The 15,266-nt window shown below is 32.2% G+C and carries 14 protein-coding genes; 10 read left to right on the top strand and 4 right to left on the bottom strand.

All coding sequences use genetic code 11. From position 1 onward, the window contains the following. The first annotated feature begins 145 nt into the window (after nt 1–145). From ACEN92_RS18785 to ACEN92_RS18765, 5 genes are all read left to right on the top strand, one after another. A complete protein-coding gene (locus ACEN92_RS18785; RefSeq protein ID WP_495639857.1) occupies nt 146–844 on the top strand; it encodes a hypothetical protein in 699 nt (232 codons plus the stop codon). Nucleotides 845–921: 77 nt separating this feature from the next. Next, complete coding sequence (locus ACEN92_RS18780) at nt 922–2,505, top strand: HD domain-containing protein (protein ID WP_495639856.1); 1,584 nt, start codon at nt 922–924, stop codon at nt 2,503–2,505. Between the two features lie 227 nt (nt 2,506–2,732). Beyond that, a complete protein-coding gene (locus ACEN92_RS18775) occupies nt 2,733–3,167 on the top strand; it encodes a hypothetical protein (protein ID WP_495639855.1) in 435 nt (144 codons plus the stop codon). 227 nt (nt 3,168–3,394) lie between these two features. Continuing rightward, nucleotides 3,395–4,090 (top strand): hypothetical protein, encoded by a 696-nt coding sequence (locus ACEN92_RS18770; RefSeq protein ID WP_495639854.1) that lies wholly within the window; start codon nt 3,395–3,397, stop codon nt 4,088–4,090. A 153-nt stretch (nt 4,091–4,243) separates the two neighbouring features. After that, on the top strand, nt 4,244–5,473 hold the full coding sequence (locus tag ACEN92_RS18765) for a TMEM143 family protein (RefSeq protein WP_495639853.1): 1,230 nt from the start codon (nt 4,244–4,246) through the stop codon (nt 5,471–5,473). 586 nt (nt 5,474–6,059) lie between these two features. Here ACEN92_RS18765 and ACEN92_RS18760 read toward each other — a convergent pair. Then, nucleotides 6,060–6,605, bottom strand: coding sequence for a DUF4494 domain-containing protein (locus ACEN92_RS18760; protein WP_495639852.1), 546 nt, complete (start codon nt 6,603–6,605; stop codon nt 6,060–6,062). Between the two features lie 162 nt (nt 6,606–6,767). Here ACEN92_RS18760 and ACEN92_RS18755 point away from each other — a divergent pair, with 162 nt between their 5' ends. Together ACEN92_RS18755 and ACEN92_RS18750 are read left to right on the top strand one after the other, a co-directional pair. Further along, nucleotides 6,768–7,232, top strand: coding sequence for an Mpo1 family 2-hydroxy fatty acid dioxygenase (locus ACEN92_RS18755; protein ID WP_495639851.1), 465 nt, complete (start codon nt 6,768–6,770; stop codon nt 7,230–7,232). 51 nt (nt 7,233–7,283) lie between these two features. Continuing rightward, complete coding sequence (locus ACEN92_RS18750) at nt 7,284–8,030, top strand: hypothetical protein (RefSeq protein ID WP_495639850.1); 747 nt, start codon at nt 7,284–7,286, stop codon at nt 8,028–8,030. Between the two features lie 199 nt (nt 8,031–8,229). Here ACEN92_RS18750 and ACEN92_RS18745 read toward each other — a convergent pair whose 3' ends face one another. The 3 genes from ACEN92_RS18745 to ACEN92_RS18735 form a co-directional block, all read right to left on the bottom strand. Beyond that, nucleotides 8,230–8,820 (bottom strand): porin family protein, encoded by a 591-nt coding sequence (locus tag ACEN92_RS18745; protein ID WP_495639849.1) that lies wholly within the window; start codon nt 8,818–8,820, stop codon nt 8,230–8,232. Nucleotides 8,821–8,854: 34 nt separating this feature from the next. Then, entirely contained in the window at nt 8,855–9,625 is a 771-nt protein-coding gene (locus tag ACEN92_RS18740; RefSeq protein WP_495639848.1) for a membrane metalloprotease, read from the bottom strand. A gap of 91 nt (nt 9,626–9,716) precedes the next feature. Further along, a complete protein-coding gene (locus ACEN92_RS18735) occupies nt 9,717–10,760 on the bottom strand; it encodes a hypothetical protein (protein WP_495639847.1) in 1,044 nt (347 codons plus the stop codon). Nucleotides 10,761–11,160: 400 nt separating this feature from the next. On the opposite strand from ACEN92_RS18735, the gene ACEN92_RS18730 reads away from it, so the two are divergent. From ACEN92_RS18730 to ACEN92_RS18720, 3 genes are all read left to right on the top strand, one after another. Then, nucleotides 11,161–11,676, top strand: a complete 516-nt coding sequence (locus tag ACEN92_RS18730; RefSeq protein WP_495639846.1) for an RNA polymerase sigma factor — start codon at nt 11,161–11,163, stop codon at nt 11,674–11,676. A gap of 61 nt (nt 11,677–11,737) precedes the next feature. Then, nucleotides 11,738–12,652 (top strand): FecR family protein, encoded by a 915-nt coding sequence (locus tag ACEN92_RS18725; RefSeq protein WP_495639845.1) that lies wholly within the window; start codon nt 11,738–11,740, stop codon nt 12,650–12,652. Beyond that, a complete protein-coding gene (locus ACEN92_RS18720; RefSeq protein ID WP_495639844.1) occupies nt 12,639–15,167 on the top strand; it encodes a TonB-dependent receptor in 2,529 nt (842 codons plus the stop codon). Before ACEN92_RS18725 ends, ACEN92_RS18720 begins: the two co-directional genes overlap by 14 nt. Nucleotides 15,168–15,266: the final 99 nt, after the last annotated feature.

Raw genomic sequence — 15,266 nt, 5'->3', positions numbered from 1 at the left:
CTTGTTGAAAATAAATTTCACCGAATTATGACTTTCCGTAAAGTATTGATTATTAAAGGCTGATATTTATTTTCATTAAAATTCAAACATATTTCTATCAAATAATCAACAATCTATAATAGGCTTCATCGAAATAACTTACCAAATGAAAAAAATAACGATTAAGGAATTAGTTAATTTCAGAAGAAGGTCTGATCGAACTAAAAAAAGCTTCGCCTATAAACTAAAAAATAGAGAAGAAAAAAATAAAATAGAGACTGATGTAAAAGATGAAGCTGGTGGAGGTGATTATTGGATTACAAGTACAAGTTGCATTTATAATGTTTTCAAAAATGGAAATGATGATCTTTATGATTCAAAAATAGATGAACTTCGATCAAGATTTGATAATACAGAAGACAAACGAATACAATCAATGTACCAAAGAAACATAGACATATTGACTAGTTTTAAAGATTTTGGATTCAATGATTTAAAACCTTCTGATGATTTAAAATACCAAAAAGTACCCAAAAATTATAAAATATTAACTATAGATAATTTTCCATTATTTGTTAATCCAAGTTTATTATTTTCTTATGATATGAATGGTAAAAATAAATTAGGAGCATTATGGTTAATTCCACAACTTAATGGATTTAAAAAATCTGAACTAGGTATGTTTTGTGAAATGTTATATAGATTTCTAATTAAAAACTATTCTAACACTTATCAAATTTCTGAAGATTATTGTATAGCGATTGACACTTATAATGCTCAAAAAGTAAGTTATACCGATCTTTTAAAAGGTGACATGCCTTTTTTAATTGATAAAACTCTAGATGAAATTAAAAAAGAATTATAATAAACAATGATAACTATTTGACTGTCTCATACCTGAATTTGTTTTTTAACAAATTACAATATTTAAAATAAAATTTTATGAAAAACAACTACAGAGATAATTATTATGGAAGTCTCCTTGATCCATTACATGGAGACATTAAATTATCTGAAATTGAAAAATGGATTATTTCTCAACCCATTTTTACTAGATTAAGAAAAGTAAAACAAAATACATTTCTGTATTACGTATTTCCATCAGCTAATCATACTCGTTTTGAGCATTCAATTGGTGTCATGCATTTAGCAGGGAAAATTTTTGACTCCTGCAAAGAAAATTATGCAACGGGGCAAAAGAAAAAAGAAAAATATTTTATCAAAGGAGAATCAAGTTTTTTTAATCTTAATTTACTTGATCACCTAGAATCTATCTATTATCAAGAATTAAGACTAGCTGCACTTTTACATGATATTGGTCATGGTCCATTATCCCATCTTTTTGATGAATTCGCAATAAGCAAGGATTTATTTTTACTAATTGTAAAAGATTCATCAGTATTGAAAAAATATTATGATGGTTTTGACGAACTAATAAAAAGTAATAAGGATAAAGTCGAACATGAAGTCATATCTTGCGCTTTTATTTTCCTTTTGATTGATGAATTAAAGAAAGAGAACATTTTCAATCCAAATAAATTTTCACAAACAGTACAATATATAATTTCTAATATTTCTGCTGAAAGAATCGTAAAGTTAATTGAACCTAATTTTATTCAATTACAAGATTTTAAAGATTCTAATAATAATAATTATACACTATTCTTTTCTCGTATTATTTCAGCATTTCCTATCGATGCTGACAGAATGGATTATCTTCTGAGAGATAGTTATTTTTCAGGTGTTACTTATGGAATTTATGATATCAATCGGATTTTTTCATCATTTATGGCAACCGCTGATGGTAAGAATGTATATTTAACATATAAAGAAAGTGGATTAGATTCTATGTTACGATTTATTCAATCTAGATCACATTTATATAATCAAGTTTATTTTCATAAGACAAATAGAGCTGCGAATACAATGTTAGCCTATTCAAGTAGATCTAGTAAACAAAATAACTTTAAACTTTTAGATAAAAGCAAAGATTTAGAAACTTTGAAAGATTTTTATATTAAAAATAGTGATGAAGTTTTTTTAAATTATAGTATAAGAAAGGATGTTATAAAAAATGATATAGAGAAAGAAGTATTAGATGAATTATTAAATAGAAAACTTTTCAAACGTGTTTATCAGGTAAAAATAGTGCTTTCAGATGAGTATCTTACTGAAAGTAATATTGAAGAAATAAAACAACTAAAAAATGAAATTGATGCAAAGTTAAATACACTAATTGCTACTAATTCAATATATGCAGCTTCCGACTTATATCAAAACAATACATTCAAGGAATCTGATAAAAAAAGCGTTATAATTGCCATAAAAAAGAATAAAAAATATGAATTTGAAGAAAAATGGGAAAATGTAAACAAAGAATTTTCAATAATGAATATGAATGTTATCATGGTTCGGATTTACATAAGAAGAACTTTCAAAGATTCTGTCGATTATGAAGCAAAAAGAGATATAATCTTAAAAACCGTTTTCAATGAAACTTTAAAATTAGAGGCATATATTAAATAAAGATTTCTCTACGAAGTATTTAGTAAACCGTTGCATAAACATCTCTGACTGTATGCTTTTTTTATGACAATTTGTTCTAAAAAAATAATTAGTTTATGACTGAATCAAACATTAAAATTAATGTAGCCCACCAGAAAATTTAGAGGGTACATCAAAAAATCAACCCATAACCTAAACATAACGCAACCAATTCCACATTCCATCATCTATTAAAGAAAAACATAGTCATGAAAAAAATAGTTATACTCTTCATTCTGGCAATTGGCTTTATTTCCTGTACTGCTGATGGCCAAAACGAAATCACGAATTCTGATTTAACCGGAAAATGGAACTGGATAAGCACTGATGGCGGAATTGCAGCCAATATTCACAAAACGCCTGCTTCGACCGGAAATACTTTGCAATTAAATTTAATGAAAAACTATACCTACTCCATAACTCAAAACGGAAATACAGTTGAAAACGGCAAATATGACTTAATGCTGAAAAAATCTATTTATTCCGGAGAAATGGAAAAATTCATACAATGCACTAAAACTGAAGGCGAATCCTCCCAAAACGTTGTAACCACTGGGATAATTAAAGTTTATGAAACGAACCACATGAGTATTTCAGACAACAACCATGACGGAATTGAAAGTAAATTTGTAAAAGCTGAATAAAAAATAATACTTATAAAAGTCTGTCTTAATAACTGCGTAAAGTCCTTCACTTTGCGCTTTTTTATATTCTTATAAATAGTTACGCCTTAAAAGGCTTTAATTGAGTAGCATTTACAATTTTTAAAAAAAGTTAAGGTGTAAAAACACCAAATATTGGTTGATTTTTATAGATTTGTAAAATCTATCTACCAAAATCACTTGGGAAACAATTATAAAATCTAAAGACAATGAAATCTATTGCTTCAATATTTTTATTTTTAATGTTTGTTTGTTCAACTTCTTATGCACAATTGAGTTCAGATCAAATATTCGAAAGCTTTAAACAAGGAGAACGTACTAACTGCTCATCGATTGCTTTTATTAAGGCTGCTTTAAATATTTACGGATTAGACAATCTTTTTACAGCAGAAAAAACAGCCGACAGTTTATATATCATAACATTAAAAAACCATGCATCATTTAAACTTAAAAATGAGGAACTGGATAAAGCTAAATTTTCTGCCGGTTTTGTATATATCAAAACTAATGATGAAAGCAAAAAAATAAAAGACTACGCAATTCTGACATACGCTGTGATGGCAAAATACAAACAAATTATTGATAAGGAAGCTACTTTTGAAAAAGCATTAGAAGATTTGGAAGATGGGGAAGTATATACGCCAACAATTTACAAATATTTAGGTTTCGAAAAAGGCAAACAAATAGAACCGTTAAAGCGACTGTCCGGAAGTGAAAATTGTGGTGTTGTTGCATGGTCATCTGCACATGCCGTTTTTGTTAGTGAAGAATATATGGATTATTACGGCAACAAAAAAAACATATGGGGGAAGTATCCGGGGCGTTTCAGAATAATTAACAGAGAACTGCTGCCGAAAATCGTAGAAAAACCAGACACAGACAGTACAGATAATGCAGATTTGTAATTGCGGATTTTTATTTTGAAAACACAGCGCAAATGTCTTCTGACTTTGCGCTTTTTTGCGTAATACTGTCATTACCTGCGAAGAAGAAATTACATTTTGTACCTTTGCAGCTCTGCGTCTAAAAATTTAAACGCTACCAAATAAAGTCCCCATATGACACGAGAACATTATATTCCCTTTCACAAGGAATTCTTACTCGAACAACAAATAGCCGCTTTTTCTGAGGATCAAAAAAAGGTTGATGATTTTAAAAAGCTATTCGATATTGTCGAACATTATTTTCATTATGAAGCTTTTAACCTCAACCGTAGCCTGAAAAAAAACTATGCTTTATTCGATCCTGATTTAAGTCCTAAAGAACGTGAGAGTTTTATAGGCAAAAGCGAATTTTCGGTTTTTAAGGAAACACTTCTTACTGTTTTAAAACATGGGAATTATACCCGTATTGATCAGGAAACGTTGGATAAAGCGTTTAAGGAATCAGATTTAATCGGTTTAAAGCTTTCGATAGATTTTAATGCTTTTAAAGACTACGAATTGTATGTTCGCGGGCATCATAAAGCGAAAGAAACGGTAACTAAATTTATTTTCTGGAAGAAAGAAATAGACGTAGAATACTATGACCGCGTTATGATTTATCTCAATTATAACGAAGCTGATTATCTTAAGGAGAAAAAAGTCAAATTAGGAAAATTACCCATTGATCCGGGATCTATCGGCTTAAAAATCTTTAAGCGCGTTCCAAAAAAAGATCTTGAAACGATATTTCCAAATGCAGTTCCGAGAATGTCCACTACAGACAAATTATTGTTTTGGGTGCCAGGAATAGGCGGTGGAATTTCTTTATTAAGTACTAAGGTAATTCCGGCTTTGATTGGCATGTATGGTGCGTATCAAACGGGTGAAGCAATTGATTTGTTAAACAGTAAAGCTTCCCTGAATCAGGGATTAATTGCACTTGGAATATTATGTGCTTACCTATTTCGCCAGTACAGCAACTTTGTCAATAAAAAAATAAAATATGGCAAAATGCTTTCCGACAGTCTTTACTTTAAAAATCTCGGAAACAATAGTGGTGCCTTTTATTCGCTGCTAAATTCTTCTGAGGAAGAAGTGCTGAAAGAAACCATTCTGGCATATACATTTTTACATAGAAGCGAAACTTCTTTAACGGCTTCAGAACTTGATTCACAAATTGAATCCTGGTTTAAGACGAAATTAACCACAGAACTTGATTTTGATGTAAAAGATGCTTTACTGAAATTAAAAAGCATCGGTCTTGGCATCGAAACCAATGGAAAATGGGAAGTTGTCCCTTTGGAAAAAGCCATAATTAAAATTGATGAATTATGGGATAATGCTTTTAAGTATAATCAGAAATAACTCTTTTCTCAAATTTTATAAAACTACTTTATTCCTTCAAATATTTTTTTTAAAACTGCCCAAAATCATAAAAATTTGTGCAGTTTTTTTATTCCATCTAATTTTAAAATTATAATAAAGAGAGGATTTTTAGCAAAAAAATTACTCATTTCTAAACAAATTCATTATTTACGTAAGAATTTTTCCATTTAAAAATTCCTTGTCAAAAAATCCATTATGTTTTATTTACTGGAAAATTATAGATTTCACATAAAAATATTCAAAATATTGAGTTTATTTAATTTTTACAGTAAAATCCTGCCATAATAGAAAAAATAGGTATTTTGACCGATTTACGTGCCGTTTGTCGATTTAATTCGTAATATTGATCTGATAAAACCATAGTGTTTTTTATAATCCGATTACATTTATAATTTATTTTTGCCTATTAAAATTATTCAGATCATGACAAAAAAAACACTTCTTTACGTGTGGATTTTAATACTGTTTAGTGTTATTCTTGTTTTCTTTTTACTGAATGAATTCAGGTAAAAAAAAGAGAGCCACTAAAGCTCTCTTCCTAAAATTATATTAAATCGTCAGCAGACTATTCGTTTTCAACTTCTATAAAATCTTCTACGGTTTCTCCTGCTGCCACTACTTCCGGTTTTGAAGCTTTAAGTACATTGAATCTTTCCAATTGTTCCAAATCTCCTTCTTCTCCACTGAAATAAGGAAAAACATCCATTATTGGAGATTCTGAAATAGCAGGGATTGTATAGTCTCCCATAGTGTTTTTCATTACTGTAATTGTGTTGTCATACGCCTCTTTTACATCATTGGCCTGCACTAACAGGTACATATTTGTTTTACGCTCTTTACCGCTTTCTTCGTCAAAAGCTATTAAAGAGACTTTTGATTTGAACCAGCGATCAGCATTTTCAAAAGGATGTATTTCGGCATAATTTGCCACTTTGATATTTGTAATTTTAAATTCTTCACTTACATAAGCAGCCATTTCTTCATTAATCCTGCTTTCTGCTTCTGTATACGATATAGCATCTACCAAATAAGGTTCTGTTGTAACTTTTTGTGACCCAATATCATCTGTTTTTCTATATTTTACTTTGCATTCGTACCAAATTGCGCTCATTTCTATATTTTTTTAAGGATGCCAAAGATAGATTTTAAAGAAAATAAAATGGGCAATCCGGGAAAATAGATATTCACAATTTCAAAATTTAGAATCGCTGTTGACAATTGCAAAAAAATCCAAAATATTTAATAGCTTTGTTAGACACCTAAATCGTAAAAAATGAGAACATTAGAACAATGGTTTGAAGAATATGCAGTAAGCCATCAGAACCCAAAAAATAAAGCTATACATTATGTCTGTGTTCCGGCTATTTATTTTTCTATTGTCGGTTTGCTGATGAGTATTCCGAGTGGTATTATCTCCGATACCTTAAAATTGAATTTTCCCATAATCGAAAACTGGGCTGTTGTTGTATTGCTGTTTGTACTTGTTTTTTACATTCGGTTATCAGTTTCCATGGCGTTTAAAATAGCGATTTTTTCTGCGATTTGTTTAGTCATTAATTATTATATCGGACAGGTTTTTCCGTTATGGATTTTCTCCATTGGTGTTTTTGTTATCGCATGGATCGGGCAGTTCTACGGACATAATATTGAAGGCAAAAAACCTTCGTTTTTAAAAGATCTTCAGTTTTTAATGATTGGTCCGGCCTGGGTTGTAGAAAATTTATTTTCAAGAAAATAATTCCGGCTTCAATACAAACAATTCATTTATTATTACATCCTTGAAATACCTATGAAAATAAATGACCTGGAGGTTAAAATTGAAAGCTATGATATTTACACCTATAGAAGGATTCGGCGGGCTATTGGATATTTGGGTATAAGTTTACCTATATTTCTGGTAGGCTTGTCTTTGATTACCTTTTTTCGGACACCGATTCAGCCTTCTATAAGTCATTATTATTATACCAATCTGAGGGAAGTCTTTACTGGAACGATATGTGCCGTGGGTTTATTTTTAATCCGATATAAGGGTCATGGAAATGCTTCTTTCTGGAAAAACGATAATCTGCTGACCAATATTGCCGGAATCATGGCATTAGGAGTCGCGCTGATTCCTACGAACCCTGATAAAGCTTCGGACAAAATTTATACACTGATTCCGTATACCGAAAAGTGGCTGGGCTGGCTTCATTATGGATCGGCTGCTTCTTTATTTTTAATACTTGCTTTATTGGCAATCAATGTTTTTACGATTAGTCAGGAAAACGAAACCAGAGCCCCAAAAAGCATACTGAACGAAAATAATATTTACAGATTCTGTGGTTATGCAATAATCGTGTTTGTCATTATGGTACCTGTTGCCGGACAATTAAAACTGTTTCCTTATTCGACTTTGGTTTTTGAAGCACTTTCGCTTTTTGCTTTCGGAACCGCCTGGTTAATTAAAGGACGTGCCTTAGGAGACAAAGGCGTAATTGGTCAGAAACTGTATCAGGAAAATAATCCTGTTGATACTGAAAAAGTTTTTGAGGAATAAACCAATCTTTAAATTATTTTTCTTTTGAATACCGAAGCCTAGCCCAGACAGGAGCGGCATCCTTTTGTGGAGGCGTTCGCTACAAAAGATAAAGTGGATGGCTGGAATTAGCTCCTAAAAAAATTGAGACAAAAAATATCTTTGTCTCAATTTAGTTGTGATATTTATAAGAAATACAATCGAAATGGATTCATAATAACTAGAGATCAATTCCTAGTGAAAATTGCCAAACTCTGTTTTGAGCCTTATTATTATCATCATACAAATCGCCTAAACCTAAATGATAGCGAACACCAAAACTAATTCCTGAATTAGTTTTAAAACCTCCTCCAAAGTTCATTCCCCAATCAAAATTGTTTGGATCGTATTCTTGTGTACTGCTAACCAGTCCTCCCTCATATTCTTCTTTATGGGAAATCGCCAATCCTATTTGCGGTCCCGCTTCTAAAAAGAAATTTTTAGCAGGATATGCTTTTAACATTATTGGTAAAATGATATAATCTAATTTTTGGGTGAAGGTTCCGCTACTGTTTTTAATCTCATATCCTTGTTGTGAATACATTAATTCCGGTTGGATAGAGAAGCCTTCACTGACAAAAGACTCTCCATAAACGCCAACATGAAAGCCATGTCGCTGTCCTGTTTCCCCGCTTCCGTCATAATTAACCGCAGCCAAACTATAACCTCCTTTTATCCCTGCGTTAGATTTATGTACTACACTGTCCTGGGCTTTCATCACCGACAAGGCACCAAAAAATAAAATTATTGCGGTATAGATTTCTTTTTTCATTACTGTTATTTATTTAATATCTTAATTATACTTTTTATTTTCCTCCATTTGCTTTAAGATCAGCCATACATTGTGCGTCCAGCTTTGGTGCTGTTCCTCCTGAAACCATATTGGCTATTCCGCTTCCTGATTCTGCTGACCAATACATCAGGCAGTTTTCTACATTGCAATGTTTTGAATGTTCCGAATCTTCGTGATCACTTTGTAATTTAGTTCCGAGATTAGTCAGGCCAAGAATATGTCCGAACTCATGTGTTATAACTGTAGTCTCCAATAAGCTTCTGCCAGGCTGCAATGGACTGCTGCTCAATCCCTGAATAGTTTTTTCATAAATTACAAAAGAAGTATTTCTGTAAGCGGTACCCAAAACTTTAGCAGAACTGGTATTTTCGGCAGATTCCCCATCCACAAAAAAGGCCCAAACAGCTATTTGGTCTGAGGTGTTGTATTTTGTCCTGTCGGCATCCTCAATAGCTATAATTTCCTGATTGGTAAAAGTTGCTTTCCCCGGTGAGGCAATAGCTCTTTTAACTACAGTAATTCCTTTTGACTTATTAACTCTCTCGTTAACAAAGGAGACAAAATTATTTATCGCAGCTGTCGAGGGTTCATATCCGTCTACATAAACCACCTCAACAACCATGCTTTTAAATGTATCATCTGACAATAAATCATAAGAAGAGCTTCCTGTTGCCTTTCGATTATTAGAAACTAAATTCCCATTTACAACAATATCATCATCCTGCCTGGAACATGATAAAATTAAGACAAGGATCAAACCCAAAGCCGGAATTATTTTTTTCATTTTTTTTCTTTTTAATTCTTCGCCTAAATTTTAAGCAAAAGCACCTAAAAGGGATAACTTTTGCTTAAAACTTACTGAACACTCAACAATTTTATATTTGTTTTAATACTAAAGTCAACGCTGCATTTGTTGTGCTTTGCAATGTAATTGTGCTTGCGGTAAAACTTGTTACTTTCCAATTATTGTTTAGCAAGTTAAATGTTGTACTGCCTGTAAATTTTAATTCTACAATTACATCCAGCTGTGAACTTACATCATATGTTCCGTTTACAGTTGTATTTAAGGCGCTCACTGCTTTAACACTTAGATTGTTAGCAAAATCTATTGTGTAATCCTTATAATTACTGGCTGTCTCAACTCCCGCATTTACCAAGGAATTTATTTTAAACATACCATTAACCAATATAGTATTTAATTTATTTACATTTTCAGCTGCTGCTTCCATTGTTGCTTTTGTTTTAAGAGATGCGGTAATCGCTGCCTGCAGTTCAGTATCACTTGAAACAGTTATTTTTGATTCATCAATAAGTGTTACAGATATTGGGTATTTTACTGAAAACAATTCTGTACTGCTTAAATTAGAAATATACGTATATAATTGTTGTTCAGATGTTATGACAACACTTCCTGTTTGTTGTAAACTTACGTCATAAGTTAAAATAGTAATCGGGAAGGTTATATTCAAAGATGAAATTGCATTTTGTCCGGAAGATTGAGCTGTACCACATGCGTTAATGATGGCATTATATTCTGTTTGATTGGCAACTGTTACTTCAGTATAATTGCTTAATTTAACTTTTAAAGGAAATTGAAAAACAACAGTGTCCTGATCGTCATTAAATTGCGCAAGGATAGAAATAACCTGTTGGTAATCTAATTGGCTTAAAAGAGAAACCTGAGTACCATTTACAGTAGCAGCAGCAGGAAACAAAACAGAAGAACAAGAATTCCCATCTAAAAAATCATCAAATGAACCGTCGTACATAGAGGTACGCTTAAGATTATTTGCTGTAGTTGAATTAGCATTATTTGTATTCGGGTTTTGACCTTCTACATTATCAACTTCACTTTGGCATGATGTAAATCCAATTATTGACATCAATACGATTCCTGTTATAGTTCTTAACTTTTTCATAATTTTAATTTTAATGTTTTTTAATTATCTCTCCAGACGACTTTTGTGCGCCTTTCTATCAGTAAGACAACCAACATTATTTTTACCCCACCCTTGATATAAAAAAAATATTTATTTACCCTTAATAGTTGTCAGGCTGAGTCCATTCGGCTTCGCTCAGGATAAACTTAGTCGAAGCCCTTTCGAAGTAAAAAAGCCTTCGACTCCGCTCAGGATGACAATAGTACAAAGACGTTTTACTCAAATTTATACTTTTATCTATTTGTTTTATTTCAAATAATCATCCTCAAATTTATCTTTTCCATTCCAAAGTACAAATACTATTTTTTTAAATCTAAAGCCAACACCCTTATTAAAAAATATTTTACATTTACAATCTACTAAAAATGAATGAATCCTAATGGACGACGATAAAAATAAACTTTGTGAAGAAAGTCACTTTAATCAATTCTATCTCAAGAATGTGCAATCGGCTACAAACTTTGCGTATTATAAATGTGGCGATAGTGATGCTGCTTTAGATCTGGTTCAGGATGCTTTTACAAAAATATGGGAGAATTGTTCTAAAATTGATTTCAGTAAAGTCAAAACCTATTTACTTACAACAGTAAATAATTTATTTCTGAATACGATAAAGCACCATAAAGTTGTGCTGTCTTACGCCAAAGAAACACCTAACCTTGACATTACCAATCAAAATCCTGAATATTTATTAGAAGAAGAAGAGTTCAAAGAAAAACTTCAAAATGCCATTGCTTCTTTAACCGATGCACAGCGTGAAGTATTTTTGATGAATCGAATTGAGGGAAAAAAATACAGGGAAATTGCCGATTTACTTGCTATTTCCCAAAAAGCGGTAGAAAAAAGAATGTCCGGTGCTTTAAAAATTTTAAAAGCACAGATTGAAAATATATAAATAATTGATTCCTAGTAGGGAAATTTAAAACTGAGTTGTCTTACTACTATAGAAGTTCACAATGAAAAACGAAAAAGAAATATTAAAATGGTTAAATGGCGAGCTCACAGGTCAGGAAATTGAGGATTTAAAAAAATCCGAAGGGATAGATACATTCGAGAAAATCGCTCATTACGCTTCACATTTGGAAACTCCAAAAGTAGATGCGCAAGCTGCATTAGCCCAATTTAAAGCCAGAAATAAATCTAAAAAAGAACCAAAGGTGAGAACCTTAAACTTTAAAAGTTTTTATAAGGTTGCAGCAATATTAATCGTGTTATTAACCAGCGCCTACTTCTTATTTTATAACACAGCAACCACTTTTGAAACTCAGATTGCCCAAACCAAAACATTTCACCTTCCTGATGAATCAGAGGTTTTGTTGAATGCCTCTTCAAAAATAACTTTTAATGAAAGGAAATGGGCAGACCAAAGAGATTTGACATTAGAAGGAGAAGCTTATTTTCAGGTAAAGAAAGGAAAAATTTTTAGTGTAAAAACAACCGACGGCGTAGTTAAGGTATTAGGAACTCATTTTAATGTAAAACAACGCAAAAACTATTTTGAAGTAAGTTGTTTTGAAGGTTTGGTAAGCGTAACACATAATCAGAAAACAATAAAATTACCGCCGGGAAAAACATTTAGGCTTATCAATAATCAAATTGAAGCTGTTCCTGATTCTAATGTTCCAAACCCTTCCTGGCTGCAGCAGGAATCAAGTTTTGACCGCATTCCTCTAGATCAGGTTATAGCAGAATTTGAACGCCAGTATGACCTGAAAATTAAAACCGAAGGTATTGACACTTCCAAATTATTTACGGGAAGTTTCACCCATACCAATAAAAATATAGCATTGGAAGCAATTACTATTCCTCTTAAACTTAGTTACAGAATAGAAGGTAAAACGGTTATATTTTACAACTATGGGGTACAATAAATGGATCCTTTATTTACTGTTAGGAATAGGAAGTCTAAGTTATGGCCAAAAAGCAAATAATAAAATTCCTCTAACCCAAATTATAACCGCAATCGAGCAACAGTTTGATGTAAAGTTCTCGTATGCAGTCGAAGATGTTTCTACTATTGAAATCGAAAAACCGGCAACAACATTTACATTAAAAGAAACTATTGATTACCTGAACTCCAAAGTTCTTTTAAACTTTAAAGCTTTAAATGACCGCTATGTAACCGTTTCTGTTCTTGATAAAACTATTCCTGTTTGTGGTTTTGTGTGTTCTGATGATAGCAAAATCCCTTTAGACGGAGCTAATGTAACTGTTGATCAGCGTAAAGTGGTTACCAATAAAAAAGGAATTTTCAGTATCGCTGATGTACCCGTCAATAGCATAATTTATATTTCTTATTTGGGCTATGAACCAAAACAATTTATCGCTAATGAGTTATTTGCTGCACAAAACAACTGCAAAGAGATACTGCTAAAAACAAGCAACGAAGAGCTTAATCAGATATTAATCAAGGTATACTTAACTCCCGGTTTGCAAAAATACCTGGACGGAAGTACTGTTTTAAACACCAAGAAATTCGGAATCTTACCCGGATTAATCGAGCCTGATGTTCTGCAATCTGTCCAAACCTTACCCGGAGTGGAGAGTACAAATGAAAGCATCGCCAACATCAATGTCCGCGGCGGTACAAATGACCAAAACCTGATGATCTGGGACAACATAAAAATGTATCATTCGGGTCATTTCTTCGGACTGATATCCGCTTATAATCCCAATATAACCAACAAGGTAATCGTTACCAAAAATGGAACGAGTGCAGAGTATAGCGAAGGCGTTTCCAGCACTATTAATATGTTTACTAATGATAAAATAAATAATACTTTTTCGGGTGGCGCAGGTATAAACTTAATTAATTCAGATGCTTTTTTGTCTGTTCCAATAGCTAAAAATATACAAATTGATATTTCAGGAAGACGTTCCATAACCGATCTTTTCAATACACCTACATTTACCAACTACTATAAAAGAAGTTTTCAGGATAGCGAAATTAACGCAGACAGCCATCAAAACAATATCAATTCTGACTTTTACTTTTATGATTATACTGCTAAAATTCTTTTTGATCTCAACGAGAAACACCAATTCAGGGCAAACATCATAGGTATAAATAATGCCTTGGATTATACGGAGTACAATTCAGGTTCCAATACTGCTGAAACTAAATCGAGTATGCTTTCCCAAAAAAATATCGGGTATGGCGGCAATTGGAAAGCACAATGGAATTCTAAATTCAGCACGTACTTTATTACCTATTTTTCTAAATACAATATCGATGCTGTCGATTACCGGGTAGAAACAGACCAACGGCAGACAGAAGCAAATGAAGTTATAGAAACGGGGACAAAATTAAATGCTAATTACAAAGCCACACCATATTTAAACCTTCTCGCAGGATATCAGTTCAACGAAACAGGAATGCTCAATCAGACTACCGTCAGCGCTCCTTTCTACACAAGCATTAAAAAAGATGTACTGCGCAATCATGGACTGTTTACAGAAGCAGAATATCATAAAAACAATACCTATCTAAGAATTGGTGTGCGGTTGAATTATTTCCAGAAGTTTGAAAAATTACTGGCAGAACCCCGCATAAACATCAGACAGCAATTAACCAATCAGCTTGCCCTAAAAATAGAAGGGGAATTTAAAAACCAAACCACAACTCAAATTATTGATTTTGAAGATGATTTCCTTGGAGTGGAAAAAAGACGCTGGGTACTGGTAAATAATAAAAACATCCCAATCGCGACCAGCAAGCAGGCTTCTTTTGGTGCTGAATTCAATACAGACAAACTGAATATTGAGCTCACGGGTTTTTATAAAATAGTAGATGGAATTACGGCTTCAAATCAAGGCTTTTATAATAATTTTCAATACAAGGAAGCACATGGAAGTTATACTGCAAAAGGAGTTGAATTTATGATCAATAAATCTGCAGGCAAATACAGCACCTGGTTAAGTTATACATTCAGTATTAACAATTATGAGTTTGAGAGTTTCGTCCCTTCTGTTTTTCCTAACAATGCAGATATAAGGCATTCCGCTTCTTTGGGGTTTAATTATGATATTATTAAAAATTTCAAGTTTTCAGTTGGAGGAATGTGGAGAAATGGACAACCTTACACTACTCCTGTTGAAGGAAACGAAACAGTTAAAAATGGTAATAGAACTATGGTAAATTACGATTCTCCAAACAGTAAGAATCTCAACGATTTTATACGTCTGGATACTTCATTCAGTTATCAGTTTCATTTTTCAACTGCAGTAAAAGGAATCCTTCGTGCGGGCGTGATCAATCTAACCAATAAAGATAATATCATCAACCGTTATTACAAAGTGGATCCTAATAATTCAAACAACACTATTCAGGTAAACAATAAGTCCCTTGGTATGACACCTAATATGAGTTTTAGGGTGAGTTTTTAACTCATGGAATTTTCTTGGTAACTTAAAATTAATTTACAGAATAGCACAATTCAGTAGATTCAAAGCAGACGATCGTTTGAGTTAAAAAACAGCTGATTA

Source organism: Flavobacterium sp. Flavsp81 (genome assembly GCF_059491325.1).
Note: the sequence above shows the minus strand (reverse complement) of the source record. Positions and strands in the feature narration are given on the sequence as shown.

Bases quoted from the DNA above. Each gene is read 5' to 3' on its own strand.
- ACEN92_RS18755 (WP_495639851.1), top strand. From the start codon at position 6,768: ATGAGAACATTAGAACAATGGTTTGAAGAATATGCAGTAAGCCATCAG.
- ACEN92_RS18775 (WP_495639855.1), top strand. From the start codon at position 2,733: ATGAAAAAAATAGTTATACTCTTCATTCTGGCAATTGGCTTTATTTCC.
- ACEN92_RS18725 (WP_495639845.1), top strand. From the start codon at position 11,738: ATGAAAAACGAAAAAGAAATATTAAAATGGTTAAATGGCGAGCTCACA.
- ACEN92_RS18740 (WP_495639848.1), bottom strand. From the start codon at position 9,625: ATGAAAAAAATAATTCCGGCTTTGGGTTTGATCCTTGTCTTAATTTTA.
- ACEN92_RS18785 (WP_495639857.1), top strand. From the start codon at position 146: ATGAAAAAAATAACGATTAAGGAATTAGTTAATTTCAGAAGAAGGTCT.
- ACEN92_RS18765 (WP_495639853.1), top strand. From the start codon at position 4,244: ATGACACGAGAACATTATATTCCCTTTCACAAGGAATTCTTACTCGAA.
- ACEN92_RS18720 (WP_495639844.1), top strand. From the start codon at position 12,639: ATGGGGTACAATAAATGGATCCTTTATTTACTGTTAGGAATAGGAAGT.
- ACEN92_RS18735 (WP_495639847.1), bottom strand. From the start codon at position 10,760: ATGAAAAAGTTAAGAACTATAACAGGAATCGTATTGATGTCAATAATT.
- ACEN92_RS18760 (WP_495639852.1), bottom strand. From the start codon at position 6,605: ATGAGCGCAATTTGGTACGAATGCAAAGTAAAATATAGAAAAACAGAT.
- ACEN92_RS18730 (WP_495639846.1), top strand. From the start codon at position 11,161: ATGGACGACGATAAAAATAAACTTTGTGAAGAAAGTCACTTTAATCAA.
- ACEN92_RS18770 (WP_495639854.1), top strand. From the start codon at position 3,395: ATGAAATCTATTGCTTCAATATTTTTATTTTTAATGTTTGTTTGTTCA.
- ACEN92_RS18745 (WP_495639849.1), bottom strand. From the start codon at position 8,820: ATGAAAAAAGAAATCTATACCGCAATAATTTTATTTTTTGGTGCCTTG.
- ACEN92_RS18750 (WP_495639850.1), top strand. From the start codon at position 7,284: ATGAAAATAAATGACCTGGAGGTTAAAATTGAAAGCTATGATATTTAC.
- ACEN92_RS18780 (WP_495639856.1), top strand. From the start codon at position 922: ATGAAAAACAACTACAGAGATAATTATTATGGAAGTCTCCTTGATCCA.